Origin of the sequence: Thermotoga sp. KOL6 (assembly GCF_002866025.1) — a bacterium.
Taxonomy (GTDB): domain Bacteria; phylum Thermotogota; class Thermotogae; order Thermotogales; family Thermotogaceae; genus Thermotoga.
On the sequence record NZ_LNDE01000003.1, the window covers coordinates 98,949 to 125,679 of the forward strand.

Annotated in this window: 27 protein-coding genes and 1 tRNA gene; 12 read left to right on the plus strand and 16 right to left on the minus strand. The window is 41.3% G+C overall.

What is annotated here, in order from left to right; translation table 11 throughout:
- Nucleotide 1: 1 nt before the first annotated feature.
- Nucleotides 2–1,375 (minus strand): anthranilate synthase component I family protein, encoded by a 1,374-nt coding sequence (locus tag AS005_RS07615; RefSeq protein WP_101511114.1) that lies wholly within the window; start codon nucleotides 1,373–1,375, stop codon nucleotides 2–4.
- 27 nt (nucleotides 1,376–1,402) lie between these two features.
- Entirely contained in the window at nucleotides 1,403–2,755 is a 1,353-nt protein-coding gene (locus tag AS005_RS07620) for a diguanylate cyclase (RefSeq protein ID WP_101511115.1), read from the minus strand.
- 248 nt (nucleotides 2,756–3,003) lie between these two features.
- Here AS005_RS07620 and AS005_RS07625 point away from each other — a divergent pair, with 248 nt between their 5' ends.
- From AS005_RS07625 to AS005_RS07635, 3 genes are all read left to right on the plus strand, one after another.
- A complete protein-coding gene (locus AS005_RS07625; RefSeq protein ID WP_101511116.1) occupies nucleotides 3,004–3,330 on the plus strand; it encodes an SPW repeat protein in 327 nt (108 codons plus the stop codon).
- Nucleotides 3,331–3,367: 37 nt separating this feature from the next.
- Nucleotides 3,368–3,444 (plus strand) — tRNA-Pro (locus AS005_RS07630).
- A gap of 44 nt (nucleotides 3,445–3,488) precedes the next feature.
- A complete protein-coding gene (locus tag AS005_RS07635) occupies nucleotides 3,489–3,710 on the plus strand; it encodes an FmdB family zinc ribbon protein (RefSeq protein WP_233186294.1) in 222 nt (73 codons plus the stop codon).
- On the opposite strand, the gene tsaD is transcribed toward AS005_RS07635, so the two are convergent.
- From tsaD to AS005_RS07670, 7 genes are read right to left on the minus strand one after another with little or no spacing between them, the layout of a single operon-like run.
- Nucleotides 3,707–4,690, minus strand: coding sequence for a tRNA (adenosine(37)-N6)-threonylcarbamoyltransferase complex transferase subunit TsaD (gene tsaD, locus AS005_RS07640; RefSeq protein WP_101511118.1), 984 nt, complete (start codon nucleotides 4,688–4,690; stop codon nucleotides 3,707–3,709). The two genes, AS005_RS07635 and tsaD, sit on opposite strands and share 4 nt — an antisense overlap.
- Complete coding sequence (clpX, locus tag AS005_RS07645; RefSeq protein WP_101511119.1) at nucleotides 4,687–5,907, minus strand: ATP-dependent Clp protease ATP-binding subunit ClpX; 1,221 nt, start codon at nucleotides 5,905–5,907, stop codon at nucleotides 4,687–4,689. The genes tsaD and clpX overlap by 4 nt, the downstream gene beginning before the upstream one ends.
- Before the next feature lie 13 nt (nucleotides 5,908–5,920).
- Nucleotides 5,921–6,253, minus strand: coding sequence for a ribosome silencing factor (gene rsfS / locus AS005_RS07650; RefSeq protein ID WP_101511120.1), 333 nt, complete (start codon nucleotides 6,251–6,253; stop codon nucleotides 5,921–5,923).
- A gap of 18 nt (nucleotides 6,254–6,271) precedes the next feature.
- Nucleotides 6,272–8,092 (minus strand): glutamine--fructose-6-phosphate transaminase (isomerizing), encoded by a 1,821-nt coding sequence (glmS, locus tag AS005_RS07655; RefSeq protein WP_101511121.1) that lies wholly within the window; start codon nucleotides 8,090–8,092, stop codon nucleotides 6,272–6,274.
- Nucleotides 8,064–9,047 (minus strand): phosphate acyltransferase PlsX, encoded by a 984-nt coding sequence (plsX, locus tag AS005_RS07660; RefSeq protein WP_101511122.1) that lies wholly within the window; start codon nucleotides 9,045–9,047, stop codon nucleotides 8,064–8,066. Before plsX ends, glmS begins: the two co-directional genes overlap by 29 nt.
- A gap of 4 nt (nucleotides 9,048–9,051) precedes the next feature.
- Nucleotides 9,052–9,234, minus strand: coding sequence for a 50S ribosomal protein L32 (gene rpmF, locus AS005_RS07665; protein ID WP_101511123.1), 183 nt, complete (start codon nucleotides 9,232–9,234; stop codon nucleotides 9,052–9,054).
- Between the two features lie 5 nt (nucleotides 9,235–9,239).
- Nucleotides 9,240–9,788, minus strand: coding sequence for a DUF177 domain-containing protein (locus AS005_RS07670; protein ID WP_101511124.1), 549 nt, complete (start codon nucleotides 9,786–9,788; stop codon nucleotides 9,240–9,242).
- A gap of 555 nt (nucleotides 9,789–10,343) precedes the next feature.
- On the opposite strand from AS005_RS07670, the gene AS005_RS07675 reads away from it, so the two are divergent.
- Complete coding sequence (locus AS005_RS07675) at nucleotides 10,344–10,991, plus strand: lactate utilization protein (protein WP_101511125.1); 648 nt, start codon at nucleotides 10,344–10,346, stop codon at nucleotides 10,989–10,991.
- A 22-nt stretch (nucleotides 10,992–11,013) separates the two neighbouring features.
- Here the strand turns inward: AS005_RS07675 and AS005_RS07680 are convergent, their stop codons facing one another.
- On the minus strand, nucleotides 11,014–12,885 hold the full coding sequence (locus AS005_RS07680) for a DUF4914 family protein (RefSeq protein WP_101511126.1): 1,872 nt from the start codon (nucleotides 12,883–12,885) through the stop codon (nucleotides 11,014–11,016).
- A 137-nt stretch (nucleotides 12,886–13,022) separates the two neighbouring features.
- Here AS005_RS07680 and pheA point away from each other — a divergent pair, with 137 nt between their 5' ends.
- The gene (gene pheA / locus AS005_RS07685; RefSeq protein WP_233186291.1) at nucleotides 13,023–14,684 is read left to right on the plus strand and encodes a prephenate dehydratase; all 1,662 of its coding nucleotides are present in this window, start codon (nucleotides 13,023–13,025) and stop codon (nucleotides 14,682–14,684) included.
- A 20-nt stretch (nucleotides 14,685–14,704) separates the two neighbouring features.
- Here the strand turns inward: pheA and AS005_RS07690 are convergent, their stop codons facing one another.
- Both AS005_RS07690 and AS005_RS07695 read right to left on the minus strand, forming a co-directional pair.
- On the minus strand, nucleotides 14,705–16,012 hold the full coding sequence (locus AS005_RS07690) for an alkaline phosphatase (RefSeq protein ID WP_101511127.1): 1,308 nt from the start codon (nucleotides 16,010–16,012) through the stop codon (nucleotides 14,705–14,707).
- Nucleotides 16,013–16,066: 54 nt separating this feature from the next.
- Nucleotides 16,067–16,525, minus strand: coding sequence for a flavin reductase family protein (locus AS005_RS07695; protein WP_101511128.1), 459 nt, complete (start codon nucleotides 16,523–16,525; stop codon nucleotides 16,067–16,069).
- A 52-nt stretch (nucleotides 16,526–16,577) separates the two neighbouring features.
- Here AS005_RS07695 and AS005_RS07700 point away from each other — a divergent pair, with 52 nt between their 5' ends.
- Nucleotides 16,578–16,823 (plus strand): DUF370 domain-containing protein, encoded by a 246-nt coding sequence (locus tag AS005_RS07700; RefSeq protein WP_101511129.1) that lies wholly within the window; start codon nucleotides 16,578–16,580, stop codon nucleotides 16,821–16,823.
- Nucleotides 16,820–17,689, plus strand: a complete 870-nt coding sequence (gene lgt / locus AS005_RS07705; protein ID WP_101511130.1) for a prolipoprotein diacylglyceryl transferase — start codon at nucleotides 16,820–16,822, stop codon at nucleotides 17,687–17,689. Before AS005_RS07700 ends, lgt begins: the two co-directional genes overlap by 4 nt.
- Here lgt and rdgB read toward each other — a convergent pair.
- The gene (rdgB, locus tag AS005_RS07710) at nucleotides 17,646–18,224 is read right to left on the minus strand and encodes an RdgB/HAM1 family non-canonical purine NTP pyrophosphatase (RefSeq protein ID WP_101511131.1); all 579 of its coding nucleotides are present in this window, start codon (nucleotides 18,222–18,224) and stop codon (nucleotides 17,646–17,648) included. The genes lgt and rdgB overlap by 44 nt on opposite strands.
- 114 nt (nucleotides 18,225–18,338) lie before the next feature.
- On the opposite strand from rdgB, the gene AS005_RS07715 reads away from it, so the two are divergent.
- The 5 genes from AS005_RS07715 to AS005_RS07735 are packed head-to-tail and all read left to right on the plus strand — an operon-like array spanning nucleotide 18,339 to nucleotide 23,613.
- The gene (locus tag AS005_RS07715) at nucleotides 18,339–18,887 is read left to right on the plus strand and encodes a bifunctional nuclease family protein (RefSeq protein ID WP_101511132.1); all 549 of its coding nucleotides are present in this window, start codon (nucleotides 18,339–18,341) and stop codon (nucleotides 18,885–18,887) included.
- Nucleotides 18,865–19,686 (plus strand): polyprenyl synthetase family protein, encoded by an 822-nt coding sequence (locus AS005_RS07720; protein ID WP_233186292.1) that lies wholly within the window; start codon nucleotides 18,865–18,867, stop codon nucleotides 19,684–19,686. The genes AS005_RS07715 and AS005_RS07720 overlap by 23 nt, the downstream gene beginning before the upstream one ends.
- Nucleotides 19,683–22,004 carry a hypothetical protein gene (locus tag AS005_RS07725; protein WP_101511133.1) on the plus strand — a complete coding sequence of 774 codons (2,322 nt, stop codon included), beginning with the start codon at nucleotides 19,683–19,685 and terminating at the stop codon, nucleotides 22,002–22,004. Before AS005_RS07720 ends, AS005_RS07725 begins: the two co-directional genes overlap by 4 nt.
- On the plus strand, nucleotides 21,983–22,831 hold the full coding sequence (locus AS005_RS07730) for a tetratricopeptide repeat protein (RefSeq protein ID WP_101511134.1): 849 nt from the start codon (nucleotides 21,983–21,985) through the stop codon (nucleotides 22,829–22,831). Before AS005_RS07725 ends, AS005_RS07730 begins: the two co-directional genes overlap by 22 nt.
- A 2-nt stretch (nucleotides 22,832–22,833) precedes the next feature.
- Complete coding sequence (locus tag AS005_RS07735; protein WP_199203888.1) at nucleotides 22,834–23,613, plus strand: DUF368 domain-containing protein; 780 nt, start codon at nucleotides 22,834–22,836, stop codon at nucleotides 23,611–23,613.
- Here the strand turns inward: AS005_RS07735 and ruvA are convergent.
- Genes ruvA through AS005_RS07750 form a run of 3 tightly spaced genes read right to left on the minus strand, consistent with a single transcriptional unit; the run spans nucleotide 23,599 to nucleotide 26,642 of the window.
- The gene (gene ruvA / locus AS005_RS07740; protein WP_101511135.1) at nucleotides 23,599–24,165 is read right to left on the minus strand and encodes a Holliday junction branch migration protein RuvA; all 567 of its coding nucleotides are present in this window, start codon (nucleotides 24,163–24,165) and stop codon (nucleotides 23,599–23,601) included. The two genes, AS005_RS07735 and ruvA, sit on opposite strands and share 15 nt — an antisense overlap.
- A complete protein-coding gene (locus AS005_RS07745; protein ID WP_101511136.1) occupies nucleotides 24,162–25,460 on the minus strand; it encodes a folylpolyglutamate synthase/dihydrofolate synthase family protein in 1,299 nt (432 codons plus the stop codon). Before AS005_RS07745 ends, ruvA begins: the two co-directional genes overlap by 4 nt.
- Complete coding sequence (locus tag AS005_RS07750) at nucleotides 25,461–26,642, minus strand: phosphopentomutase (RefSeq protein ID WP_101511137.1); 1,182 nt, start codon at nucleotides 26,640–26,642, stop codon at nucleotides 25,461–25,463. It abuts the gene before it with no gap.
- Nucleotides 26,643–26,731: the final 89 nt, after the last annotated feature.

Consider the following 26,731-nt stretch of genomic DNA (forward strand, 5'->3'; position numbering starts at 1 on the left):
TTCAAAATAATCCCCCCTGAATTCTTTGGGCAATTTCAAGACTTCTGAAAAGTGCACGGAGCTTGTTCAAAGTCTCTTGGTACTCACGTTCGGGTACGGAATCGTAAACGATCCCCGCCCCGGCTTGAATCCATCCTTGTTTTCCCTTGAAAAAGAAAGATCTGATAGTGATAGCAGAATCCATATTCATTCTCCCGAGTTCATCAGGGAACGAAAAGTATCCAACAGCACCTGCATAGGGTCCTCGTGGAGTTGGTTCCAATTCCTCTATGATTTCCATCGCTCTAACTTTCGGAGCACCTGAAACGGTACCCGCAGGAAAAGTAGCTTCAAAAACGTCTATAGCATCCTTACCCTCTTTAACTTCACCACTTACTTGAGAAACTATGTGCATAACGTGTGAATATCTTTCTATAACCATCTTTTTCTCTACTCGAACACTTCCTTCTTTGCACACTCTTCCAAGATCATTCCGGCCGAGATCGACAAGCATCACGTGTTCTGCTATCTCCTTTTCGTCATGGAGGAGTTCTTCTTCTAGTTTCAAATCTTCCTCTACGGTTCTTCCACGTGGTCTGGTTCCAGCAATCGGTTTCACTGTCGCTTTATTCTTTTCTACTTTTGCCATCGTTTCAGGAGAAGACCCAAGGACCACGATGTCACCAAATTTAAGGTAGAACATGTAGGGAGATGGATTTATCATTCTCAAAGCTCTGTAGATGCAAAATGGATCCAAAGTCGTTTTAAAAGTGAAACTCTGTGAAAGCACCACCTGAAATATATCTCCATCTACTATATACCTTTTTGCTTTTTCAACAGCTCTGTAGAATTGTTCTCGATCGAAATTTGATTCTGGTTCAGTTACGAAGGCGTTCTCCTTTGAAAATTTCTCAAGCGGCGTCATAATCTTTGCTGCCAGTTCCTCTGGGGTTTCGCTAACGATGAAGACATTGTTTTTTAAATGATCGAATATTATAAGGTGCTCGGGTATGATGAAATAAAAAGTAGGAAAAATAGATTCTCTAACACCTATTTTCTCTATGTACTTTATGTAATCGTAACTGACGAAACCAACAGCTCCTCCCCTAAAAGAAGGAAGTTCCTCGTGTTTTACATCGTATTTAAAAATTTCAAGCCAGTCCTTAATGACCTTTAGGGGGGAAGAAGAATACTCAAAGTTTCGACTCGAGGATTTCAAAACACCTTTTTCAAGAAAAAACACATCTTTCTTTCCAATACCTATGAAGGAATGCCTCCCAAAGGTAGATCCCAGCTCAACACTTTCCAACAAAAATGCGAAGTCCTCATTTTTGGAAACTTTCATGAAAGTTGAAACTGGTGTTTCAAGATCGGAAACCAGTTTCAATACATGCATCTTCCCACCTGCCATATTTTTTCAGTATTATATCACGAAGCGATCTTTTCCGGAACGCTTGGCAATGTAAAGCTTCTTGTCCGCCTCCTCTACCAAAGCAGCTGGGGAGATCGTCCCATTGGAAAAAGCTACTCCACCACTCAAGGTGACTTTTCTTTCAACTCCGAAAATCTTTTTCCAGTCGAAACTCCTAACTTTCCCCATTATTTCGTTCATTGTTTCCTCCACTGAATTACGATCGTTGGTTTCGAACACTATTATGAATTCTTCTCCACCGTACCTTCCTACTTTGCCGTTCATCACAGATTCTTTCAAAATTTTACCCACTATCTTCAAGACCTCATCTCCAACTGGATGACCAAAAACATCGTTTATCTTCTTGAAATCGTCGATGTCCATCATAGCAATTGCCACATCTGTGTTCTTTTTCAAAGAATCTTCTAAAACTTTTGTGATCGCTCTTTTATTCAACAAACCTGTGAGAGCGTCCGTCTCAGAGGCAACCATATAGTCTCGAAAATCGTTCAGATTTCTGAAAAGGATTCTCAAACTGGAAGCAGCTTCCTCGATAACAGACTTCAAAAGATAGCGGTTTTCTATTTCCTCAAACAGGAGAACCCCGAGTTCTTCTCCTTCGTCTTTCACAACCATGTGAAGAGCTTCCTCAGAGGGTACATTGTCACCAAAAACACCATGGAATGACCATAGGGAAGGAGAAATCGGTTTCTCCATCTTAGCGAGGAAAAACTGCTTCAGAGTCTCTCTTCTTACAGGCTTCCCAAAAGAATATATTCTTCCCTCACTTGTTGAAAGAAGAAGTACTCTGAATGAAGTGAACTTGGAAAAGTATCTGAAGAGAATCCCGAGCAGCGATACAACATATCTCTCGTCCCGGGTGAATCTCAGGTAAGATAGAATCTCCTTTTCCAAGATTTCTCTTTTCAATCTTTTTTCAACTATCTGAAAAATATTACCTCCTTCACTTTCGACTTCACTCTTAGACGTTTTATGAGGTGATTCCAGAAAAGATCTGATGTTTTTTTCAATTTCTTCTTTCTTTTCCTTTCTTATAAATACGTTCGCCCCACTTCTCTCCGCCCAAAGTTGATTCACCACGTCCGAAGACGCGGTCAAAATAGCTATACCAGTGTCTTTGAATTCATCCATTTCACGCAGAACAACAGAGAGATACAAACCCGAAAGATCGGGCATGTTGTAGTCAACGATAAGGTAATCAGGTTTGTATTTCAGAGCTTTTTGAAATCCATCAGTACCACTTTCCGCAAAAACGATCTCTATGTTACTTTCAATTTCCCTAACAATATCTCCAATCACCAGTCGCCAAAACTTGCTATCATCAACGATGAGAACTTTCTTCACATATCTTCCCTCCGTAATTTTTTTGTTCGAAAATTTTCACAGTTGGATTCCTTTCGATTTTTTCACTAGCTATTGTATCATTGTTATTCACACTAAGGCAGGTTCGATTCCTCCGCAAAAGATGTCTTATAGAAACGATTATGGAAATGAAATATTATAGAAATGTTTTTGTAGTCAATATTTCAAAGAAACTCTTCAATAACGGAAATCAAAAATTTTATAATTCTGGGTTAGGGAGGTGATATCTCATGAGCGGAAAGGGATGGGTCACGCTTATCGTTGCAATTTGGTTGATCGTTTCTGTGTTGATACCTGGCATTTCCGGATCCAAAGGAGCGAACCTATGGAATTTCTTGATAGTTGGTGCCATCTTTCTGATAACAGGTTTGGCAGCTTTAAAGGAAACGAGGATTTCGTGGATAGTTCTGTTATCAGGTATTTGGCTTGTTGTATCCTCGTTTATTTCGGGAATTACTGGTTCAAAAGGGGCTGCTATAGCCAATGGTCTCATCTTCGGTATTCTTAATTTGATCATGGCTTTCTACATGAGAAAGAAAAAGGAACAGACCAGTTGAACTGAACATGATTTGATGATATCATTTATAGATGGATCGGGGCGTAGCGCAGGCGGCTAGCGCGCCTGCCTTGGGAGCAGGAGGTCGCTGGTTCAAGTCCAGTCGCCCCGACCATCTTTTTATGTAGACCCATACTCAAGGAGGTGAAAAACGTGCCAATGTATAGATACGTGTGTGACGAATGCGGATACGAAACGACTGTCATGCACGGCATCAACGAAACACCCGAAATAGTATGTGAAGAATGCGGAGCTAAAATGAGAAAGGCAATAGGAAAAGTGGGTATCATATTCAAAGGAAGCGGTTTCTATATAACAGATTCGAAAAGGAGTGAAAAAAAGAAGGAAACAACTGTTTCTTCGAGCGAAAAGGAAAACTAAACGTTCAAATTCGGATCTGCGTTCAAATCTAAGGGGGAAAAGATCCCCCTTTTTGCTTTTTCATACCCGGCTTTCGCCACCATAAGAGCATTGTCTGTACACAATTTCAACGGAGGGAAAAATATCTCGTAATGCCATTTACTCGCTCTTTCTCTCACCTTTTCCCTCAACCTACTGTTCGCTGCGACTCCTCCTACAAAGGCGATCTTCCTTATACCAAGATTTCTTGCCAATCTGAAAGTTTTCTCTACCAAAACATCCATGACTGCTTCTTGAAAAGAAGCCGCCACATCTTCGACTCTATAATTTTCCTCCTTTTGGAGAAAGTATAGAACAGCGGTCTTCAAGCCAGCAAAACTGAAATTGTAACTCGAATCATCTAAGAGAGGACGAGGAAACCTGTACTTCTTTGGATCTCCTTTCTTTGAAATCTCGTCGATAACCGGCCCACCTGGATATCCTAATCCAAGGAGTCTAGCTATTTTATCGAAAGCCTCTCCCGCTGAATCGTCGAGGGTCTCTCCCAACACTTCCATACTGTAATCTTCGTTTACTTTCATTAACTGTGTATGACCACCGGAAACCATAAGAACAACTAAAGGGGGGGTCAAGTTCGGATTCGCTAGAAACACAGCGTACACGTGTGCTTCTATATGATTCACACCCACAAAGGGCCTTCCTAATGAAATGGCAAGCCCTTTCGCCGCAGACAATCCAACAAGCAAAGCTCCTATGAGACCAGGCCCATAGGTAGCTGCCACGACATCTATTGATTCTGGTGACACTTGCTTGAATACTTCTTTTAAGAGAAAAGATAAATTTTTTAGGTGGTGCCTCGCCGCCACCTCCGGCACCACCCCGCCGAATTTCTTATGGATCTCAATTTGGGAGATTGTGAAATCCAAAATCACATCTTTCCCATTGTCTAGAACAGCTACCGCCGTTTCGTCACAAGACGTTTCAATTCCCAAAACTCTCATGCAGATTCCCTCATAACAACTATTGGTTTTTCTTTCCCCAATGCAACTTCTTCTGTAATTACAACCTTTTCCACATTCTTCAAGTTAGGAAGTTCGAACATCATGTCGATCATCATCTCTTCGAACACGTTTTTCAATGCACGAGCCCCTGTTCCTCTCTTCAGAGCAGCTCTCGCTATTACCCGAAGAGCCTCATCTGTTACCTCCAACTTAACACCGTCTATCTCGAACAGCTTCTGATACTGCTTCACAACGGCGTTTTTAGGTTCTTTCAAGATCCTTATTAGATCGTCTTCTGTTAAATCATCGAGTGTGGCTATCACTGGCAATCGTCCGACGAATTCCGGTATTAGTCCATACTGTACCAAATCATCTGGAGTGACGTGTCTCAATATTTCGCCGAGTCTCATTTCTTTCTTGCTCTTTATCTCCGCTCCGAATCCCATTGTGGTACTCTGCAAACGACGCTTAATTATCTCTTCCAAACCATCGAACGCACCACCAACAATGAAGAGGATATTCCTCGTGTCCACTTTTATGAACTCCTGATACGGGTGTTTCCTTCCACCTTGAGGTGGTACGTTAGCAATCGTCCCCTCAAGTATCTTCAAAAGAGCCTGTTGAACTCCCTCACCAGAAACATCTCTGGTTATAGAAGGATTCGGTGATTTCTTGGCTATTTTATCGATCTCATCGATGTATATTATTCCGTACTGCGCTCTTTCAACATCAAAATTCGCCGCTTCTAAGAGCCTCAGAACAACGTTTTCTACATCTTCTCCCACATAGCCTGCTTCCGTCAGAGGTGTAGCATCGGCTATTGCGAAAGGAACGTTGAGGATCTTCGCTAAAATCCTTGCAAGATAAGTTTTCCCAGTTCCCGTTGGCCCTATGAGTAAAACGTTCGATTTTTCTATCTCAACATCGTTGGACTCGATGTTGGAGAAGACTCGCTTGTAATGGTTGTAAACTGCCACGGAAAGAATCTTCTTTGCCCTTTCTTGTCCTATAACGTATTTGTCAAGCTCTGCTTTGATGTCGGCAGGGGTCGGTATTTCTTTTATCTCATCCTTTATTCTCACCTTTTTGTCGCTTTTCAAAAGGTCGTGAAATAGATCAACACATTCATTACATATGTACACGTTGTTTGGCCCTGCTATAAGTCTTTCAACTTGATGCATTTCTCGACCACAAAAACTACAAAATTTTCCTGCCATCCTCTCATCCTCCTCAAATGCTGATCCTATCCGCGTCTATCCAAAGACCTTCCAAATCGTAAAAATCTCTGCCTTTCTCAGTGAAAATATGTATCACCACACTACCAGCATCTATGATCAACCATTCGTATTGTTCACCTTTGTCGTAGTATATAAGCGGTAGCGACGTCTCTTTTATCAAATCGACCAGTTCATCCCTCAAAGCCTTCATATGTGTGTAAGAATTGGCCGTAACGATTACGAAGTATTCCGTCGGAACAGGTGTCCTTCTCATGTCCAAAATAACGGGGTTCTCTCCTCCCTTTTCCGATATTTTCTCAAGTAACTTTCTCAGTATTTCGATCACCCGTTTTCACCTCCGGTTCTACTCAACCGTTACACTCTTTGCAAGATTCCTCGGCTTATCAGGATCGAGCCCTCTCAAATCGGCTATGTGATAGGCAAACAATTGTATAACAGGTGCCATCATCAATGGATAAAGACTTTCGTGGGTAGGAGGAACATAAATGATATCCTCTGTTATTTCTTCGAGACTTTTGTTTCCTTCGGTGCCGAGAATGATGATCTTCGCATTTCTAGACTTTGACTCTATCACGTTACTTTTGGTTTTGAAGAACAAGGAATCGTCGGGCATCACAGCGAAAACCGGAAAATTGGGATCCAATAAAGCTATAGGGCCATGTTTCAACTCTCCTGCCTGATAGGCTGTTGCATGGATGTAAGTGATTTCCTTTAGTTTCAGTGCACCCTCTAAAGCCGTTGGATATCCATAACCTCTTCCAATATACATGAAATGTTTGTAGTCTTTGTACTTCTCTGCTAGTTTCCTTATTTGATCATCTTTCCTCAACACGTTTTCAAGAAGTTCAGGTATACGAACAAGTTTGTCCAAGATCTCCTCTGCTTCCTTACTCCAATAACCGTTCAATTCCATGATCCTGAGTCCCAAAAGATAAAGAACGGACAACTCCGCAACGTACGTTTTCGTAGCAGCAACTCCTATTTCCGGACCTGCGTTCATGAAAAGAGACACGTCGGACTCTCTGTCTAATGTAGATCCCACTACATTAACTATGGAAATAATCTTCGCACCATGTTTTTTCGCTAGTCGAACAGATTCAAGAGTATCAGCTGTCTCCCCAGATTGGGAAATCGCTATAAGAATATCGTTCTCTTTTATATGGGGCCTTTTGTAGCGAAACTCTGAAGACACTTCAACGTCAACATCAACGTCCGTGTGATTCTCTACGAAGTACTTGAAAACAAGTCCCGCATAATAGCTAGTCCCACAAGATACCACGCGAATTCTGTCTATACCCTTGAGAAATTCTTCAAAGTGCTCGAGCTCTTCGAAAAAGGGACGACCGTTCTTTACTCTTCCAACAAGAGCATTCACGAGGGCCAAGGGATCTTCCATTATTTCTTTGTACATGAAGTGTTTGTATCCGCCCTTTTCAGCGGATTTTTCATCCCAATCTATATGATACATTTTCCGATTTTGCTTGACACCATCCAAATTGTAAATTTCAAAACCATCCTTTCTTAACACCATTACATCACCATCTTCTAGAAAAACTACATCCTTTGTGAACTTTAAAAGTGGAGTTACATCCGAAGCCAGTATGCCAACCCCATTGCCGGTTCCAGCAACGAGGGGGCTCCCTTTCCGAGCCGCGACTATCATATCGGGCACATTCTTATGAACGATTGCTATCGCATAAGCTCCTTTCAATTTCCTGACGGCCTTTAAGACAGCGTTGAGAAGATTTCCATCGAATTCCTCTTCCACAAGATGAGCGACAACTTCCGTGTCTGTTTCCGAAGAAAAAACATGTCCTCTGTGTTCCAAAAAATCTCTTATCTCCTTGTAATTCTCAATTATTCCATTGTGGACCACAGCGATTTCCTTCTTACAATCCATATGTGGATGTGCATTCGCATCACTTGGCTCTCCATGGGTTGCCCATCTGGTGTGGGCAATTCCCACAAAGAATTTCTCATTCATCCTTTGTTTGAGACCGTTTTTCAAAACATCTATTCTTCCTTTTCTCTTGTAAACGTCAAATTGTTTTCCAATATAGGCGATTCCAGCTGAGTCGTATCCTCTATATTCAAGTTTCTGAAGGGATGATACCAAGTCCTCCACTTTCAAATTTTCACCGACCATCCCCACTATTCCGCACACTGTTGATCCCCCTTCCAATCTCTTCAACGATTCTCATCTTGATGCCTTTTTCAGCAACCTTTATTGCATGCATAATTGCTTTCGCGTCTGAAGAACCGTGAGCTTTGACGACGATTCCTCTTACTCCTAGAATAAAAGTGCCGCCGTAAGATCTAGGATCGAGTCTTTCTTTAAGCTTATTCAGACTTCTTTTCATCAGAAGTGCTCCTAATAAAGATAAGATTCCACCTTCTTTTATGACTTTCTTCAGGGTGGTAGTGATCAACTTTGCCGTTCCTTCCATGGTTTTCAATGCAACATTTCCAGAAAAACCATCACTCACAACCACATCAACGGTTCCCGAGTTTATATCGTGTCCCTCGACGTTTCCATAGAAAACATCGCCAAGATTTTCTTTCAAAAGTGAAAAAGCCTTTTTGAGATCTTCATGCCCTTTTGTTTCTTCAGATCCGATGTTCAAAAGTCCCACTTTTGGATCCTCTACCCCAAGTACTTTCGCATAGGCAATTCCCATGAAAGCAAAATCAAGTAAATGTTCTGGTCGAACTTTAGCGTTGGCACCGGCATCTATCAATATTGTGACTCCTTTCAAAGAAGGAACAGCCACACCAAGGGCTGGCCTTTCAACCCCTTCCAGTTTTTTCACTATCGACGTAGCTCCAAGAAACAACGGACCTGTTGCCCCAGCACTCACAAAAGCGTCAACTTTTCCCTCCGAAACAAGTCTCAGTCCAATGTGCATAGAGGAATTCTTTTTTCTCAAAACTTCAAGAGGTGAGTCATCCATCTTCACAACCTCTGAGGATGGAACAAATTGAAGCCCCGTTTCTCCAACTATTCTTTCAGGACCTATCAATACGATTTCACTCTCAATCTCCTTTGAAGCCAAAAGAGCGCCCTTTAAAATTTCATTGGGCGCTCTGTCACCACCCATCACATCGATCGCTATCTTCACCGCATCACTCCGAAATCTCTAAAACCTGTTTTCCCTTGTAATAACCACAATGGAGACATATCCTGTGAGGCATTTTATACTCTCCACAGTTTGGGCATCTTTCTAAAGGAACACTTATGGCTCTGTAAATCTTTGCCCTTTTGTGATGCGTTCTCGACCTAGACCTTTTTTGCTTTGGAACCGCCATCTCACCTATACCTCCTTGCTTTCAAGATTCTTTTTCAGCTTTTCTAAGATCTCGAATCTACTGTCGACCACAGGAATTTTATCACACCGATGATCGGGTTCTTCGTTCAGATTCACCCCACAATATGGACAGAGACCTTTACAATCCGGACTACACAAAACCTTGTCTGGAACGGCTACAACTATAGCTTCAATTATTCTCTCACTCAGATCGAATTCCGTCTCATGATAGTATATTATGTTCTTCAAAGATTCAAGTTTCTCCTCCTTTACATTTTTCCGCATACTTTCTGGAAGATAAAGTGCCTCTATCACTCCGTTTATTTCTACTCGTGTTGGTTCTAAGCATCTGTCACAAGGATGTTCTATCACTGTTCTCACATAACCACCAACTGTAAAGCCATCTTTTGTTTTAGCTACTACCATTTTCACTTTTACAGGTTCTAAAAATTTACAGTATCCAATGTCGAGGTCGATTCCATCTTGCTCGAACTCTCCCTCTAAAAAGAAGCGTTTCTTTTTTTCTATCTCTGCTAGTTCGACTTTCCAATTCATTTTCATCACCTCTTTTCGAAACTATTATACTCTTAGTAGTAGTAGTAATAATAATACCATTGCAAAGTGGTAGGTTTAGAGATATGAAAATTTCTATTGTGCATCAGAAAAGGGATAGAATTGATACTGCAACTTACCACCCAGGTGGTAGGTCAGTGGTAGGTTAGTGGTAAGTTATTCTGAAATCGTCTTCAATAGAGCGATTTAGGGTGGTAGGTTTTCTGAAAAAGCCTTTTGATGAAGGTTTTAGAGTCTAAAAAATTCAGTGAAAGATTATTTTTAATGACTAAAGGTATCATCAAAAGCTTAAGATAAAAACCTACCACTCGTAAAGACCTTTATAAAGGTATTTTCAGAAAATGGTGGTAGGTTTCTTGTGAAAATATTCACTTTCTGGTTTTTTTTCGGAAACTTATACATCATGTTGTATGATATTCATGCCTAGTAACTACAAATTGTGTTCATAACTTACCACTAAACTTACCACTTGATTTTCCCAGAGGATCACTTTCAAAATTAATTTCATAATATCGACGGAAAAGGAGGTGTGATATTGTGAGCTTAAGGAACGAACTTTGGATGTGGAAAAAAGAAAAAGTTGCAGAGGTAGTCTCTAACAATTTAAAACGCAAAAAACATGAAGTTTGGATTCTTCAAGACGTAAAGGATATTCTCGAAAAAGTAAAAGAGCTTATCCCCGAAGGTTCAACTGTTGCGGTTGGTGGTTCTCTCACTCTATTGGATACCGGTATCTTAGATATTCTAAGAAGAGGGAAATACAACTTTCTTGACAGATACAGCGCAAAGACTCGGGAGGAGATAGAGGAGATCTATAGAAAAAGTTTTTGGGCAGATTACTACTTAACCAGTGCCAACGCTGTGACAGAGGATGGAAAGTTAGTCTTCCTTGATGGGAACGGAAACAGAGTAGCTGCTGTTGTTTACGGTCCACGGAACGTGATAGTGGTGGTGAGTGTGAACAAAGTTGTAAAAAATGTCGAAGAGGCAAGAGAAAGATTGAGATATATCTCTCCTATGAATTCGAAACGATTGAACCTCGAAACACCTTGCGCCAAAACAGGTTTTTGTGCAGATTGTTCTTCCCCCCAGAGGATATGTGATTACTTCATGGTGGTAGAGTCTGGTGTGAGACAGCCGGGAAGATTCAAGATATTGTTGACTTTGGAAGACTTTGGACTTTAAAAAGCGGGGAATTCTCCCCGCTTTAAAAGTTCATCGGTATGATTTTTAAATAATCTTCCAGTGAACCGTCGTCTAAGCAGCATTGTATAATTTCTCTTCCAACTGGGTTCAAATCATCGGTGAGGAATTTTTTTAGTTGTTTTTTGAAAAACTCTTTGAGTTCTTGAGAGCCTTTTTCAAATGCTTTTTCGCCAACCTCCGGTTGAAGATGTGGTTGTAAAAGCTCTTTTGGAATCATAATTCCTTCTATTTTCATCTCTTTCAACGAAAAACCAAGAAGTGTACACTTTGCCGGAACTAGCTGATTCGGTCTGAATCTTACACCACCTCTTCTTGAGAGATACTCTCTTGCAATCCATTCCGGCATAAATCCAACCTTGTAAGCACCAATATGCTGGTTGGGGACAAGAATGTATCTCGTTCCAGGTGTATCGATGATTTGTTCGAGCAGTATGTTAGCCAACCTTACCATTTTCCCGGAAGAAAAAGGCCAAAAGGTTCCTACTCCCTCACTTGTCATGCCTTTGGTGCTGACGATACTTGGATTGGCGAATCCCCTTGGCGCTGCCAGTCGCCAGAGCCATGCTATAGCTGGAGGTAGCACTTGCATGAGGCCTACGATCCCATACGTTGGCTTCTCTTTGGTACATGGAGGTGTCCTCACTCCAAAACTTCTAACGTCCACCTCTACAGGATCAGATATCGCGTCTTTCATGAAACGTTTTGGAAGAATAACTCGTGGGTTTGGACAAGGTTTCCCAGGTTCATCTTCTATGTGTTCCCAAATCAAAGCCGTTGAATTGGGGACAGCGTATATGTTGAAGAAAATAAGTGGTTCGGGCGGGTGAATGGTTAATCTTTCAAGATCTGGTGCACTTCCATAGTTAGTTATGTGATCCACTCTGATGAACCAACCAGCTTCTGCATCTTTCGCCACGAGTTTTTTTCCAGTTTGAAGTTTTGGATGACACATGAACATATCGTCTGCCACAGGTTGTAGCTTACAAGTTTCCTTGAGATCTATGTAGAAAACCTCTCCGGTTAGTATGTTTTCTGCCAATTTTATTCTTCCGTCTGGTTCTCTGTGGATTTCTTCGAGAATTTCACTTTTTCCACCGCCACTGGCACCCTCGTGCATGATCACGAGCTCGTTCTCGTAAGGAGTGATTACTTTCACTGCTGAAGCGTGTGCAGTAACCCATTTTTCTTTTTCCCCTATGTGAAGCAAGAAACCATAGACGCCCTTTTTCGCACTGGGACCAGGATAGAGGTTGTAAGAGAAGATTTCGTAATGAGAGTTGTGTCTGTAATGTACCACCACCTGCTTGCCTTCGAAGTGAGTATGTCTGAAAGGAGGGGCAAGAAACATGTACAACTTCGGTTTGAAATTTTCGGGGACTTCGTCTGCCGGGATAAAAAATTGTAGATCAGCAAGTCCCCCTACGAAGAATCCTGCGTTTTTCGGTGCTACTAGTACGGCAGGATATCCATAATCGTATCCTCCAGCCATGAAAGGCATGATGATCAGCTCTTGTCTTTTTAGCCATTCAAAGGTTTCCTCTCTCACGGGCTCAAAATCCATTCCAAATCTTTCTTTGAACCTTGGTTTATCTGTTTCCATATTGTCACCAACTACGAGTGCATTTGGATCTCTCCTTCTCATATACGGTTCTGGATAGTTTATCACCAATCCGTTTTTGCACCGTGTGACAATAGCTTCTACTACGAACCCTTTTCCAGGAACTTCGTAGCCCACCTCGAACAAATCCTTATCGGCTATTGCAATTTCAAGAATTTCTTTTCTACTTTCTGGTATTATTATTTCAGGAGCATTCTCTACAATATCTCTAACTTCTTCTGAAAATACAAATCTTTCTAAAATGCTTGTTTTCACATTATCACCCCTTTAAGATATGGTTTTCAAGGCAAATTATATCATGCACTGTTTTGCAATTTTATGCATGTGGTTAATGTTTTTTTTCTTCTTGTAGAAAAGCTACCGAATTTTGAGATAGATCAAGGAGGTTCAAGATGTTGAGAGTTTACGTGCACGGCGAGGGGAATTTGGTAAACGCTTTAATGAAAATCTTCGAAGATGTGGGCTGGGAACTCGCAGACTCGATTGACGAAGCACAAATAGTGGTGGCCAAAGACCTGTTGGAAGGAGATTGTTTCGAAAAGCCTTTGATAGACCTTTATCCTTTGAAAAAGAAGTCTACGTATCTGTACAAAGATCGTATAAACTCTTTTACCAGTATTTTTCCTGTTTTCTATGGAGAATTTGCTTTTTCTGAATTTTATATTCTTGAAGAAGGTGATGATGATTACACGAAGGCTTTCTTAGATTTAATGGCGAATCTAGGTGTGATCTTGAAGAGGATTTCGTGGAGTGAATACGTTGATATTTTTAACAAATATTGTTCTGTGCTTCTTCTTGCAAAAGTGTTTAAAGATCCATTGCTCATGGGGTATGTATCCCATCTTGTGGATTGGAAAGATGAAATCGAAACTTTCTTGAATCACGCAAAAAGGAGCATTTTGGAACTTCAAGTACATAACGCATCGATAGAGTCTGATCCGTTGGTAGGAGAAATCGCTCATATTCTCAAGGTGCCCACAAATTTGAATGAGATGAGGCAAAAAATCAGATTGATAGACTTCATCATTTTACGATTGATAGAAGAAAGGATGAAAGTGGCTGGTAGTATTGCTGTGGAAAAGAAGAGAACGGATTCCCCGATAGATCTCAGAGATGTTGAAGAACAGAAAATAAAAGAGATTCTCGATCGTTCCTATTTGAACCCTGTAAGAATGAGGCGAATATTCGAAGAAATCATGAAGCTTGCGAAAGAAGAAGAATACAGGCTCCTTGGAATATCGAGAACTGTGGGGGTACTGGGACCCATGGGCAGTTTTAGTGATGAGATGGCGTTAAAGCTGATCGGTTCAAGAATACCCATAAAGTACTGTGTTTCGACGGATGAGATTATAAAGATGGTGGAGGCAGGAGAGATGGATTATGGAATCGTTCCGATAGAAAATTCCACATATGGAACTGTCATTCCTGTTCTGGATGCTCTCTTAAATCACAATGTAGAAGTGTTTGGAGAAGCTAAACTCGAAGTACATCATTGTCTTGTTGCGAAAAAAAGGATGGATTTGAAGGAAATAAAGAGGGTGTATTCCCATCCACAGGCTATATCACAATCTCTTGGATTTTTGAACACCTACCTACCCCATGCAGAAATTCGTTACACTTCTTCAACGAGTGATGCTGTAAACCTTTTGGACGATGAATCGGCTGCTATAATGTCTGAAACGGCGGCGAAAATGTACGGTTTGTTCATATTGAGGAAGAGCATCCAGGATTTGAGAGAAAAAAATATAACGAGATTCTACATTATAAGACGAAGAACGGGAAAGATGGAGGGGAAATACACCTCCCTGTTTTTTGGTGTTCAGGACAAGCCTGGAGCTTTGAAATCGGTTTTAGATGTTTTTGCTAGCAGGGGAATCAATTTACGAAAATTGGAATCGAGACCTGCCAGGACTTTTCTAGGTGACTATGTGTTTTTCGTAGAGGTAGAAGCACCATTGAGAGAAAAGGATTTGAAAGATTTAGAAAAGGTAACCGCTTTTTACAAAATCATAGGAGTGTTCGATGAAATAAAAGAGTTGAATGTGTTTGAATGAGGGGGCGAAGCCCCCTCGTTTCATTTTATAGTAGGCTCTTTCACAAGGGGATATTGGAGTGTGTAGCCTGTGAGTCTCATGATGATCCTTGGAATTTCCGTGTTGTCCAAAAATCCTGTGAAGTTTTCCGCTCCAGGGCCAAAAGCATAAACGGGTACAGGGACACCGGAATGTGATGTGGTAGTCCATCCGACGTTTACTTTTTCGCTTAGAATTTTACCGAGCTCTGCACTTGGTTTTTTAGAAGCACTGATCCTCTCAAGATCTTCATCGGAAAGGGTCAAACCAAAGTACTCTTTAATAGCTTCTTTGAAACTTTCTTTATCTGCAGTTGAATAGTTTGCCATGATCCAATCTGCGGTTTTTGTGAATCCTCTGATTTTCTCCACGTCCACCATGTAATCTCCTGCAGAGAGACCAAGTCCTCCCGTTTCATGATCCGCTGTCACAACAACGAGGGTATCTCCTCTCCTCAAAGCAAAATCGAGCGCAACTTGAACTGCTTTGTCGAACTCGAGAACTTCTTTCCAAACACCGTAAACATCGTTGCCATGTGCTTCCCAGTCTATTTGTGAACCCTCAACCATGAGGAAGAAGGGTTCATTATCTTTTGAGAGTATCTCAAGAGCCTTTTCTACCATTTCGTAAAGCATGGGTTGGTCACCACTTCTCTCGCTTGCAGGAGCGAGATGACTCGGTGCGAAAAGTGCCAAAACTTTTTCTGCATCCGCTGGTAGTTGCATTAGATCAGATTTCGTTGTCACGTAGGCGTATCCTTTTTCCCTTGCTATCTCGATCAAATCGAGTTCGTCGTTTCTCTTTCCACCGAGGCTTTTCGGCAAGAAATTCGCCCATCCACCGCCCATGACCACGTCTATGGTTTCGCTTTCGATAAGTTGTTTTGCTATTTCATTTTCTTCACCACGACTTTTCACGTGTGCGTAAAAAGCGGCAGGTGTGGCATGGGTTACTCTACAGGTAACGATGATCCCTGTTTTGACACCGTAAGCTTTTGCCACCTCAAAAATTGTGGGAACTATGGTTCCATCGGGGAGAATGTTTATCATCCCGTTGTTGGTTTTGAATCCTGAAGCAAGAGCTGTTCCGGCCGCGGCAGAATCAGTTACCCAGCTGTTTGCAGAGTGTGTTTTCACAAGACCAACGTAAGGAGTTTTCATGAAGGATAGTGGACGACCCTCGATCATGCTTGTGAGATAGGCATGCGCTAACCCCATACCATCTCCGATGAAGTAGATAACGTTTTTCACCTGTGAGAAGGAAAGGGCGATCGCGAGAATCACAAAAAATAGGACGAACAATCTTCTCATACCAACCACCTCCTATCCCCAAGGATAGAAACAACATGTTCAGCGTATTTTAAGTTATTTTAAGATCATTAGCGTATGTTCTCCGAAAATAAGAGGTTTTTCATCTTTCAGGACCTTTTGTCTTCTGATGTTTCCAATGTACACTATGTGATCTCCTGCTTCGAAACTACCAGATTTCTCGCATTCGAGGTATGCGATAGTCCCTTCCGGAATTGGAAGGTTCCCTTCACTCATGGTGTAGGGAAACTTCTTGAACTTATCAACATTCCGCCCTGACACTGTTCCAAAGTATTCTGCAATATCTTTCGCTTCTTTTCCGAGAACACAAATGGCGAAGGAATCTGTTTTGTCCAACAATTCTCTAGTGTATCTGGTTTTCCCTATTGAAACTGCCACCATCGGAGGTTGCCACGAGACTCTTGTAACCCATGCTACCGTTATTCCATTGAGTTTACCTTCCACGTTGACAGTGACGATAACCGTTGATGTATAGAATTTCCCCAACGCATCCATTTCTTTCACCCCCCCTGAAGATGGTATTATACACCATAGTGGAGGTGGGACAATGAGTTTTGTCTCTTTTGGAAGAAAAGTATTCCTTCCCAGGGAAAGAGTGATGGCGGTGATGCCTGTCAGTGCTGTTGTGGCGAAAAAGATAAAAGATGTGGATTTCTATGCAAATAAAATAATAAATGCAACGTTTGGTAAACAGGCGAAGACGGCCGTTGTGATGGACAGTGGTCATGTAATTCTCATACCTACGAGATACAAAATAGCAGTTCGTGCCATATGGGGGCGGAGAAAGAAATGAGAAAAATACTTATTTCGCTTGTTGTACTTTTCGGAGTCGTTTTTTTGTCGATTTTCCTAGCGAAAGTTTTCAGTGGTGAGATCTTGGTAAAACGGTACATTTTTAGGATAGGAAATTTCGAACTTCGTTGGTATTCAACTTTGATTCTCTCTGGTTTTCTGATCAGCTATTTCGTCGCTAGAAGAAGGGCTAGCAGAGAAGGTATCAACGTTGAAGAGTTCGATGAACTCGTTTTTTACGGTGTGATCTTCGGAATTATAGGTGCACGGCTTTATTATGTTCTTTTCAATCTAAGGTATTACAGAGATTTTTGGAGTGTTCTGAAAGTCTGGGAAGGCGGGCTCGCTATACACGGTGCAATAATTGGTGCTTTGCTGACAGGATTTCTTTATGTTCTCTTAAAGAAACCGTCTTTTTCTTTTCTCCAGGCAACTGATCTTTTCACATCCGTTCTTCCGTTAGGGCAAGCTATAGGAAGGTGGGGAAATTTCTTCAACTATGAGGCTTTTGGGGTACCGACGAATCTTCCTTGGAAAATGTTCGTTCCGGAACCCTATAGACCTCTTGTATACAAAGATTACGCATTTTTTCATCCAACGTTCCTGTACGAATCTTTGTGGGATCTCGCAGTGTTTTTTATTTTAAGTGCTTTCTACAGAAAATATCGCGAAAAGCCAGGGGAGGTCACTTGTCTCTACTTTGTTCTCTATTCTCTCGGTAGGATCGCTGTGGAAAGATTGAGAGTAGATAGTTTGATGCTGGGAGATATAAAGGCCGCCCAGCTTTTGAGTGCGATATTGATATTGCTCGGTTTCATGGGATTTATACTTCTAAGACTTTCGAAAGTATCAAAAACAGCTTTTTGAAAGCTTGTGCCCTATGACTTAGTTTTTTCTTGAGATGAGGAATTTCTCCAAACGTTCTGTCGAAACCATCCGGAACGAAAAATGGGTCGTATCCAAATCCTCCATTTCCCCTTATTTCTTCGGCAATCTTTCCTTCTACCCTACCTTCTACAGAAACGAGAATGTTTTTCAAAGGGTCGAAGAAAGTTGCACTGCAGACGAAAGCAGCTCTTCTGTCTTTTCCTTCTAACATCCTTAAGATGGTCTTCATTTTATCCTTGTATGAATAGTCTTCCATGAATCTAGCGGACATAACTCCCGGGAAATTTCCTAGTGAATATATCACCAGTCCTGAATCATCAGCAATCACAGGTTGCTTGAGTTTTTTTCCATAAACGATAGCTTTTTTCACAGAATTTTCCAGAAATGTTTCTCCGTCTTCCACTACCTCGATTTTCTCTGGGGAAGGAAGTAAATCTATCCACTCTGGAGCGATTTCTTTTATTTCCTCAACCTTGTGAGTGTTTGTGGTAGCAATATAAACAAGCGTTTTCACGGCAGCTTTTCCTCCTTTCGACTTTGATCTTATTTTACCTGAAAAAATTTTCGACCTTTGGAAAATTGGTTGTAGAATATGTTTTGGATCGGAAACGGAAAGGAGGGAAGAATTTTGAAAAAGGCCTGGGTGAAGGCGTTGGTGTTGGACAGGATCAGCAACACACCAGTAGTTGTCCTTGGTATAGAAGGGACAAACAAAGTGCTTCCCATATGGATAGGTGCTTGTGAAGCGCACGCTCTGGCATTGGCTTTAGAAAAAATGGATTTTCCTCGTCCTTTAACCCACGATCTCTTGCTTAGTGTTTTGGAATCACTCGAGGCACGAGCAGAGAAAGTGATAATTCACTCTTTGAAAGATAACACCTTCTACGCCACCTTGGTTTTGAGAGATCTCACATACACCGATGAAGAAGACGAAGAAGCAGCACTCATTGAAATCGATTCTCGACCTTCCGACGCGATAGTTTTGGCAGTTAAAACGGGAGTACCCATTTTCATCTCTGATAACTTGGTGGAAAAACATGCGATCGAACTGGAGATAGGAGAGGACCAGGATGAAGAGGAAGAATTCAAAAAGTTCGTTGAAAATCTAAACATTGATGCCTTCAAGCAGATGATAGAGAAGAAGAGGGAAGAAGATGAAGAAGAAAATGACGATTGAATCTAAAATAAAAGAAGCTTTGCACCCTCATTGGAACCTACTCACAGAAGAAGCGATGCTTTATTCAGCAACTGCTGGTGGAAAGAGAATTCGTCCTCTCCTCCTCCTAACCGTTGGTGAAGATATTGGTGTGGATGAAAAAGAACTACTGGATGTGGCAGTAGCTGTGGAACTCTTTCATACAGCTTCTCTCATACACGATGATCTCCCACCGATAGATAACGCGAATTTTCGCAGAGGAAAGCCTACTTGTCACAGGGTGTACGGTGAAGGTATAGCACTACTTGCGGGCGACGGGCTTTTCTTCTTGGCCTTTTCTCGAATAGCAAAAGTTGGTATACCAAAGCTTTTTGAAGAGTTCTCGGAGATGGCTTACAAGCTTCTCCTTGGAGAAGCTATGGATGTTGAATTCGAAAGAGGTGAAAGAGAAATCTCTACAGAGATTGTGGAGAAAATGTACTCTTTTAAAACAGGGGCTTTGTTCGCCTTTTGTTTTTCGGCTCCGTTCATTTTGAAGAAACACGAGTATTCTCTTATGAAAGAGATGGGCGAGAAATTCGGAGTAGCTTTTCAAATATACGACGACTTGAAGGATGTGTTGGGTTCCTTCGAAAAATTGGGAAAAGATGTTGGAAAGGATGTGAAAAAGGTTACGCTCGTCAAAAAGATGGGAATTCAGAAGGCTCGATCGCTTGCCGATAAATATTACGACGAGGTTCTGGAATTTGTGAAATCAGAAGGATTACATAAGACGCTCAGGCTTCTGAAAGATCTAAAGAAAGTGGTGGAGGAGAGATGAATTTTCTGAAAAGATTGTTGAGTACATTATTGAAGCGAAGAGTTCTTCTTTTCTCGCTTGTGGGCATCTTAGTAGCGGTGATTGTTTTTGTTGTTCTCTTTCGGGAAGAAAGCTCCTTGAAAGTGGGAAAGGAAGGGGCAGAATCTGGTTTTGTCAACCTGAGGGTAGAAATTCCACGCGGGGCATTCGGGAAGCAAAAATTACTGAAAATAACACGAATATCCAGTGAGGAAAGAAAAAAATATCCTGATGTTTTTATTGGGGATCTTTACAAGGTTGAATTTGCAGATGGTGTTAACGAATTTGCTTTGAAACCTATCCGTCTAAAGTATTACTTCGATTCCAGATACTTCAGAGGGGAGAATTACAACAATCTTGCTCTTGCCTACGTAACAGAAGATGGCGGTTACAGAATCATACCGGGTTCAATGATAGGAAAGGATGAAAGGGGTTATTTTGTAGAAGCTTTCACTTATCACCTATCTGTCTTCGGCTTGATTATGAAAGTTGCTGGTTTTCAAAAACATGGAATAGAACTTCTGAGAGAGGCTGTGAGTAGCTATGCGCCAGCTGTTCTTGTCGTGCCAGGAGAGGATCCCACATTTAGAGGGAATGTTGGGGATAGCAATATTTGGGAAGCGATTTTTCCGGACAGAACGCTCATGGCCTATAATTATGCTTTGTACGATTCTAGGTCTTTTTCTTACAGTGAGATGTACAGAGAATTCATCAGAAAGGAAGGACGAAGGTGTTTCATCGATTTCGAAGCAGATTTTCTCTCGCAAGAGTTGACCAAATATTCACAGTATGAGTTTGATATTCTCGCCCATGGAACTGGTGGCTTAATAGTTCTAAGGATGTTACAACGTCATCCTGAAGTGAGGAATGTTAGAAAGATAGTTCTTCTTTCCACACCAGTGCAGGGTACTAATGTTGTGAATCCTCTCTATTTTTCTTCGATGTTTTTCGGAAAGGATCCGGAGGTGCTCAGTGATATTTTAGGAGTTGAGTGGACAAAACTAAAAATGATGATTTTGCACATAAAGAATCTGATAGACACTCTTGGTGAAGTAGCATTGGATATTCTGCCAGATTCTTCCTTAATAAAGGAGCTAGAAAACTTCAAAAGAGACGATGTGGAGATATTTTCAATATGTGGTGATACCCCTCCTTATGAAGTTGATGTTTCAGGAACGGAGTTGGAAAAGTTCTATCCTGAGTTCGTGAAAGGAAAAGGAGACGGTTTCGTTTCCGCTCGATCCTGTGAGATTGGTGAGTCTTTCCAACTGAAGGGTAGCTTCTACGACCTTTATTCGCGGGAAGAAAACATATCTCAACTGAAAAGGTTGTTGGGTTACGAAAAGCGGGCTTTTCCTGGTTTCAAAGACGATACTTATGTTGAGTATCTTCCCGTACAGAATCCGGAACGCTTTCCAGAGAGTGAAGAGTCAAAGAGTTCAGAGGGCAAGATTATGAAACCGAAAGGTGAGGAATCGATATTTCCAGGAACGTTCCAGGTGTCGATGTTTCTGAAAAAGCTCAAATCCTTGCAACTTCCGTCTTATACAACAGGAATTACACTTGGAAGCGAGGCGTACATCGTAGCGGGTCATGCGATTCTGAAGTGGGACAAGGAGATGTTCAGGGGAGAAATCATGTTTTTCAAGAAAGTGAGTGACTTTGCATCTTTTCTGAGTGACGGCGATATTTTCTTGATAGACACGGTGGGAATAAAGAAATTTGCTCCCTTTCCTTTGGATAGAGATATAGAGGATGCCATGATGATCAAGGATAAGATCCTCTACGCGAGAATGGTTCCGAGTGGTGTGAGGTATTATCTTTTCGAGAATGGCAAAGAAACTCTCCTAGCCACATCTCCTGGTTTTAAAACGAAGATAAAATCGGAAAATGGAAAATTCTTTCTTTTGACGGATAAAGAAGTTATAGTGTTGGACAGCGATTTCAGTGAAAAAGAGAGAATTCTGAGCTCACTGCTCAGTGAAAATGAGGAAATAGTTGATGCAACGTTTGTGAGTGATTCAGTCTATGTTCTTTCGAGTGGTGGAACGATAGCTCGTGTCTCCAATGAGAATTTTGAAATAAGGCATCTGAGAGTCCACACTCCAAAGAAGATTCTCAACTTTGGAAACGATATCCTGGTTGTGGGAGAACATGCTTTGATAGATGTAACGAATGGTATCGTTCAGCCTTTCGAGAGGAAAATTTTGGATGCCTTTACGGGTAACGATAGCCTTTTTATCGTGTTTGAAGAGAGGGTGGGAGTATCGGTGGAAGAGTGGAGAAGAACAGGAATTTAGTGACCTTAATATTGTTATTATTTTCTCTCATAGTATTGGCCAGCGATCTTTACACAAACGCTTTGGGAGCTTATATCAGCGGGGATTATAAAAGAGCTCTTGAGCTTTTCGAGGAAGCCCTTCAGGAAGACCCCACTATTGAAGAGAGAGATCCATTTGTAAAACTAAAAATGGGAATATGCGCTTATGCGATAGGTGATTACGAGAAAGCAAGAGCGTATTTGTCGAGTTTCCCAGATAACGTAATAGCCCAAGAGATTCTCAAAAAACTAAACGTGACTGAAGAGGAGTGGGAAAAGTATGTAAAAGCCAAAGCTCCTATCGAGAAACAGGAAAGTGAGAAAACCTCCATAAAACCTTCAATATGGATGCTCGTCGTAGTTTCAGGGGGAACTTTTGTTGTGGTTTACTTCTTGCAACGGTTGATTGTTACTCGTTTGTTGAAAAAACCTAAAGTTGAAGAAGTCATTGAAGAAAGGCATGAGGAGATCGAGGAAGAACCAGAGGCAGTTTTGAAAGAGCCTCCCCTTTCAAAAGGTGAAGAAAAGCTAGAGGAAAAATTGGACGTTCTCGAAGAACTTCTCGGAGGGATTGAAGAGAAAAGAGGGAAGGCAACCGAGGGAGAAGATGTAGACGTAGATGAAGTTCTGAAGAAAGCTAAAGCGATTCTTGAAAGTTCAGAAGAAGTGCCAGATGATAAAACAGCCGAGGAGATCAATTTGGATGTAGACGAGGTTCTCAAGGAACTTGAATCGAAGGAACAATACGATGAGGAAGATGCTAAAAAATTAGTCCTTGTTCTGAAGAAAAAACTCGAGGAGGAATAGAGGTGTGGTACCTCCTTTCCGGGATCCTCATGGGGATAGCAAACGTCGTTCCTGGTGTGAGTGGGGGAACGATAGCAGTTTTGATGGGAATATACGATAAGCTTATAGAGGCGGTTGATTCTCTTGTCTCCAGAGATTTCAAATCTTTGAGAATACTTCTTCCCGTTGGATTTGGCATTCTTGGAGGGATCTTTGGTTTCGCCAGTTTTCTCGAATATTCTTTAAGTAATTACCCTGTTCCCACACGCTTTTTCTTTGTTGGGCTTGTCGTTGTAAGTTTCATAAAAGCAAAGGGGTTCTTCCGTTTTAATAGGAAGAATTTGATACTCGTTCTCATCGGGATTGTGTGTGTTCTGCTACTTAATTTGATGAACAAGGGGGAGAGCAAAGAAAATCTCCTTTTCCTGTTGTTGGGTGGGTTTGTAGCAGCGATAGCTATGGTGATACCCGGTATAAGTGGATCCTTGATCCTACTGATACTGGGTGTTTATGATTCTGTTCTTTCAATGGTTTCTCATCTTATTGTGGGAAAATTACTGATTTTTTCTTTGGGGGCAGCTTTGGGGTTGATAGTTTCTATAAAAGTCATGAAATTCTTTCTGAAAAATTTCAAGGAAGAAACGTACAGTTTCATAGGAGGGATGATTGTAGCATCTCTTTACGAGGTGTTGCCAAAAAACATGGTTTCGGGAGATATTCCTTTCTCAATCCTGAGTTTTATCCTATCTCTAATTTTGGGGATTGGTCTTTTGAAAGTGGAAAAAAAGCTATCTGCGACTTAAGATTTTCAAGGCTTTTTTTATCACTTCGGAAGTAGTCATTCCTTCTTTGAGAACCTCTTTCACAACTTCCCTTGCCAACCTTTCTGGATATCCAAGCGACACCAACGCTTCTAAGGATTCATGATAAACTTTCATATCTTTGATATCTACGTTCTCAAACTCTCCTTTCAATTCCATGACGATGCGTTCGGCAGTTTTTTTGCTGATTCCAGGTAATTTCGAAAGACCTTCGATATCCTGGGAAGCAATCATTGTGATCAGATTGTCTACATCTTCACTCGAAAGTAACTTCAAAGCTGTCTTTGGACCGAGCCTTGAGACCTTTATGAGTGAAAGAAAGAGATTTTTCTTTTTTTCATCCGAAAAACCATACAGTGTTACTCCCTCTTGAGAGATTATCATGAACGTATGGAGATAACAGTCTTTTCCCTCTTCCAACTCTTCGCTTGTTTGCATATCGCATACGATCTCAAATACAATTCCCGAGTTTGTTGACAGATGTATCGTGTTCCCACTCTTTTGTACCACCTTCCCCACGATGCCTGCAATCATACATTCCACTCCTCGCTGATCTTTCCTTCTACAAGATATTCTCTGACGTATCCAACAAGAAAAAGAGAGCCAGTTACAACGGTTACAGAGTCCTCATTCGTTTCTTCCAAAGCTTCAAAAGGATCTTCGATTATTTCTGGGTTGTTAAAAATTTTTTTTGCAATTTCCACCAGACCGTCAAAATCCTTCATTCTGGATGAAGGAACGCGGGTGAGGATAACTTTTCTGAAAATCCCAGTGTAATTTTTCAAAATACCTTCTCTATCCTTGTCATCGAGGATACCAACTATCAAATCCAAAGGCCTTCCTTTGAAATACATCTTCAAACTTTCTACAAGACTTTTCGCGCCGTGTGGATTGTGAGCTCCATCGAGGACGAATGTCTTACCATCTTTCTCTAAGACTTCAAATCTCCCTATATTTTTTGCCTTTTTCAAACCCTCACGAACGGCTCTTTCGCTCACTGATATTCCACTCGCTTCCAGTGCCTTCAAAGCAACTGCTGCATTTTTTATCTGATGATATCCGTTCATTTTCAGAATCAGATCCTTCATTTCTTTATCGCCAAAATAATCGAACTTGTTTTCAAAGATTTTCAACTGTTTTACTTTCACAGAGAAATCTTTGTTCAAAACGTACAATTTCGACCTTTTATTTCTTGCGATATCTTCTATCACTTTTAGAGCTTCTTCTTTATTTTCCCCGGTGACAGTGGGAATATATTCCTTTATTATCCCAGATTTTTCCCACGCAATTTGCTCCATAGTTTTTCCTAAAACTTTTTCATGATCCTTATCTACTGTGACAATAACAGAACACAATGGTTTTACCACATTTGTGGCATCCAAACGACCTCCAAGCCCAACTTCTAGAACGGCAAAATCCACACTCTTTTTTGCAAAATAGAGAAAGGCCATCGCTGTTACGGTTTCGAAAAAACTGGGGGAGAATATTTCATCCCTGTCCAGTTCATTCAACACAGGTTCTATCTCTTGAAAAATCTCTACAACGTCCTTTTCGGAGATGTAGCCTTCATTCAATCTTATTCTTTCTCTAAAGGTGCTGAGATGTGGAGAGTAATATGCACCCACCCTATAACCTTGAGCCGTTAGTACATGGCTGATCATGTTGGTGACTGATCCTTTTCCATTTGTCCCGGCGACGTGTATGGTTTCATAATTCAAGTGGGGATTTCCAAGGCGCGAGAGAAGAAGGCGAATCCTTTCGAGGCCAGGCTTTATCCTACCCATTGGCTTTTTATGATACAAGTATCTCAACACATCCAAGTATTCCATTTACTCGCTGTCACCCCATATGAGATTCTTGAAGGAAGTTCCGTTTTCTAATGGAGGAACGCCGAAGATATCTGCTATTGTTTGTCCAAGATCAGCGAAAGTCTCCCTGACACCTATATTCACATCTCTTTTCAGTTTTTTTCCGTATCCTAAAACAGGTACCATCTCACGTGAATGATCCGTTGAGGGAGTTGTGGGATCACAACCGTGATCAGCCGTTATGAAAAGAATATCATCCTCTGTCATAAATTGAAGAATTTCAGGAAGTCTTCTATCGAATTCCTCCAGAGCTTCAGCATAAGCAACGTAATTGTTTCTGTGACCGTACTTTGTATCGAAATCTACTAAGTTTGTGAATATCAAACAATCGTGTTTTTTCTCTTTTAAAAGGAAAACGGTTTTGTCAACACCATCGTTGTTGTCTTTCGTTTTGTAATTTTCTGTTATTCCTCTTCCCGCAAATATGTCGGCTATTTTTCCTACTCCGTAAACAGGGATGTTGTTTTTCGTGAGGATGTCTAATAGCGTTTCCCCTTCCGGTTCGAGCGAAAAATCCTTTCTTTCGGGCGTTCGAACGTAGTTCGGCCATTCTCCTGTGAACGGTCTGGCTATGACTCTTGCAACTTTGTAACCCATTTCATCGAGTAGTTCTCTGGCGATTCTGCAGTACTCATAGAGTTGTTCTAGTGGAACGATTTCTTTTTTCGCGGCAATTTGAAAGACACTATCCGCTGAGGTGTAGACTATCAGAGCACCTGTTTTCTCGTGAATAGGCCCTAATTCCTTTATTATCTCTGTTCCTGAAGCAGGTTTGTTTCCTATCACTTTTCTCCCTGTTCTTCTTTCGAATTCTTCTATCAATTCTTTTGGAAAGCCGTTCGGGAAAAGATCAAACGGTTTTTTAAGGATTATACCGGCTATTTCCCAATGACCGGTAGTTGTATCTTTTCCAGGACTCTTCTCCATCATCTTTCCATAAATACCTTCCGCCGGTTTCACGGGTTTAACTCCCGGTATATCTTCAAGGTTTCCTAGCCCCAATCTTTCCATATTTGGAAGATGCAGCCCTCCAACTGCTTTGGCGGTATTAACGAGTGTGTTACTTCCTTCATCACCATATAAGTGAGCATCTGGCATTTCACCAATTCCCACGCTATCGAGAACGATCAAAGTCACTCTCATCCTTATCAGCCCCTTTTCCAAAAAATTCTACCATGAAAGCGCGAAAATCTGCTATTATTAAGTTAAGAGAAATACAGGAGACTCAGGAG

Bases quoted from the DNA above. Each gene is read 5' to 3' on its own strand.
- AS005_RS07750 (WP_101511137.1), bottom strand. From the start codon at position 26,642: ATGAGAGTGACTTTGATCGTTCTCGATAGCGTGGGAATTGGTGAAATG.
- AS005_RS07695 (WP_101511128.1), bottom strand. From the start codon at position 16,525: ATGGATGCGTTGGGGAAATTCTATACATCAACGGTTATCGTCACTGTC.
- lgt (WP_101511130.1), top strand. From the start codon at position 16,820: ATGAGAAAAATACTTATTTCGCTTGTTGTACTTTTCGGAGTCGTTTTT.
- AS005_RS07670 (WP_101511124.1), bottom strand. From the start codon at position 9,788: ATGAATTGGAAAGTCGAACTAGCAGAGATAGAAAAAAAGAAACGCTTC.
- pheA (WP_233186291.1), top strand. From the start codon at position 13,023: ATGTTGAGAGTTTACGTGCACGGCGAGGGGAATTTGGTAAACGCTTTA.
- AS005_RS07725 (WP_101511133.1), top strand. From the start codon at position 19,683: ATGAATTTTCTGAAAAGATTGTTGAGTACATTATTGAAGCGAAGAGTT.
- tsaD (WP_101511118.1), bottom strand. From the start codon at position 4,690: ATGAGAGTTTTGGGAATTGAAACGTCTTGTGACGAAACGGCGGTAGCT.
- clpX (WP_101511119.1), bottom strand. From the start codon at position 5,907: ATGGCAGGAAAATTTTGTAGTTTTTGTGGTCGAGAAATGCATCAAGTT.
- ruvA (WP_101511135.1), bottom strand. From the start codon at position 24,165: ATGATTGCAGGCATCGTGGGGAAGGTGGTACAAAAGAGTGGGAACACG.
- AS005_RS07615 (WP_101511114.1), bottom strand. From the start codon at position 1,375: ATGCATGTATTGAAACTGGTTTCCGATCTTGAAACACCAGTTTCAACT.
- AS005_RS07635 (WP_233186294.1), top strand. From the start codon at position 3,489: ATGTATAGATACGTGTGTGACGAATGCGGATACGAAACGACTGTCATG.
- AS005_RS07625 (WP_101511116.1), top strand. From the start codon at position 3,004: ATGAGCGGAAAGGGATGGGTCACGCTTATCGTTGCAATTTGGTTGATC.
- rpmF (WP_101511123.1), bottom strand. From the start codon at position 9,234: ATGGCGGTTCCAAAGCAAAAAAGGTCTAGGTCGAGAACGCATCACAAA.
- AS005_RS07690 (WP_101511127.1), bottom strand. From the start codon at position 16,012: ATGAGAAGATTGTTCGTCCTATTTTTTGTGATTCTCGCGATCGCCCTT.
- AS005_RS07720 (WP_233186292.1), top strand. From the start codon at position 18,865: ATGAAGAAGAAAATGACGATTGAATCTAAAATAAAAGAAGCTTTGCAC.
- AS005_RS07745 (WP_101511136.1), bottom strand. From the start codon at position 25,460: ATGGAATACTTGGATGTGTTGAGATACTTGTATCATAAAAAGCCAATG.
- AS005_RS07700 (WP_101511129.1), top strand. From the start codon at position 16,578: ATGAGTTTTGTCTCTTTTGGAAGAAAAGTATTCCTTCCCAGGGAAAGA.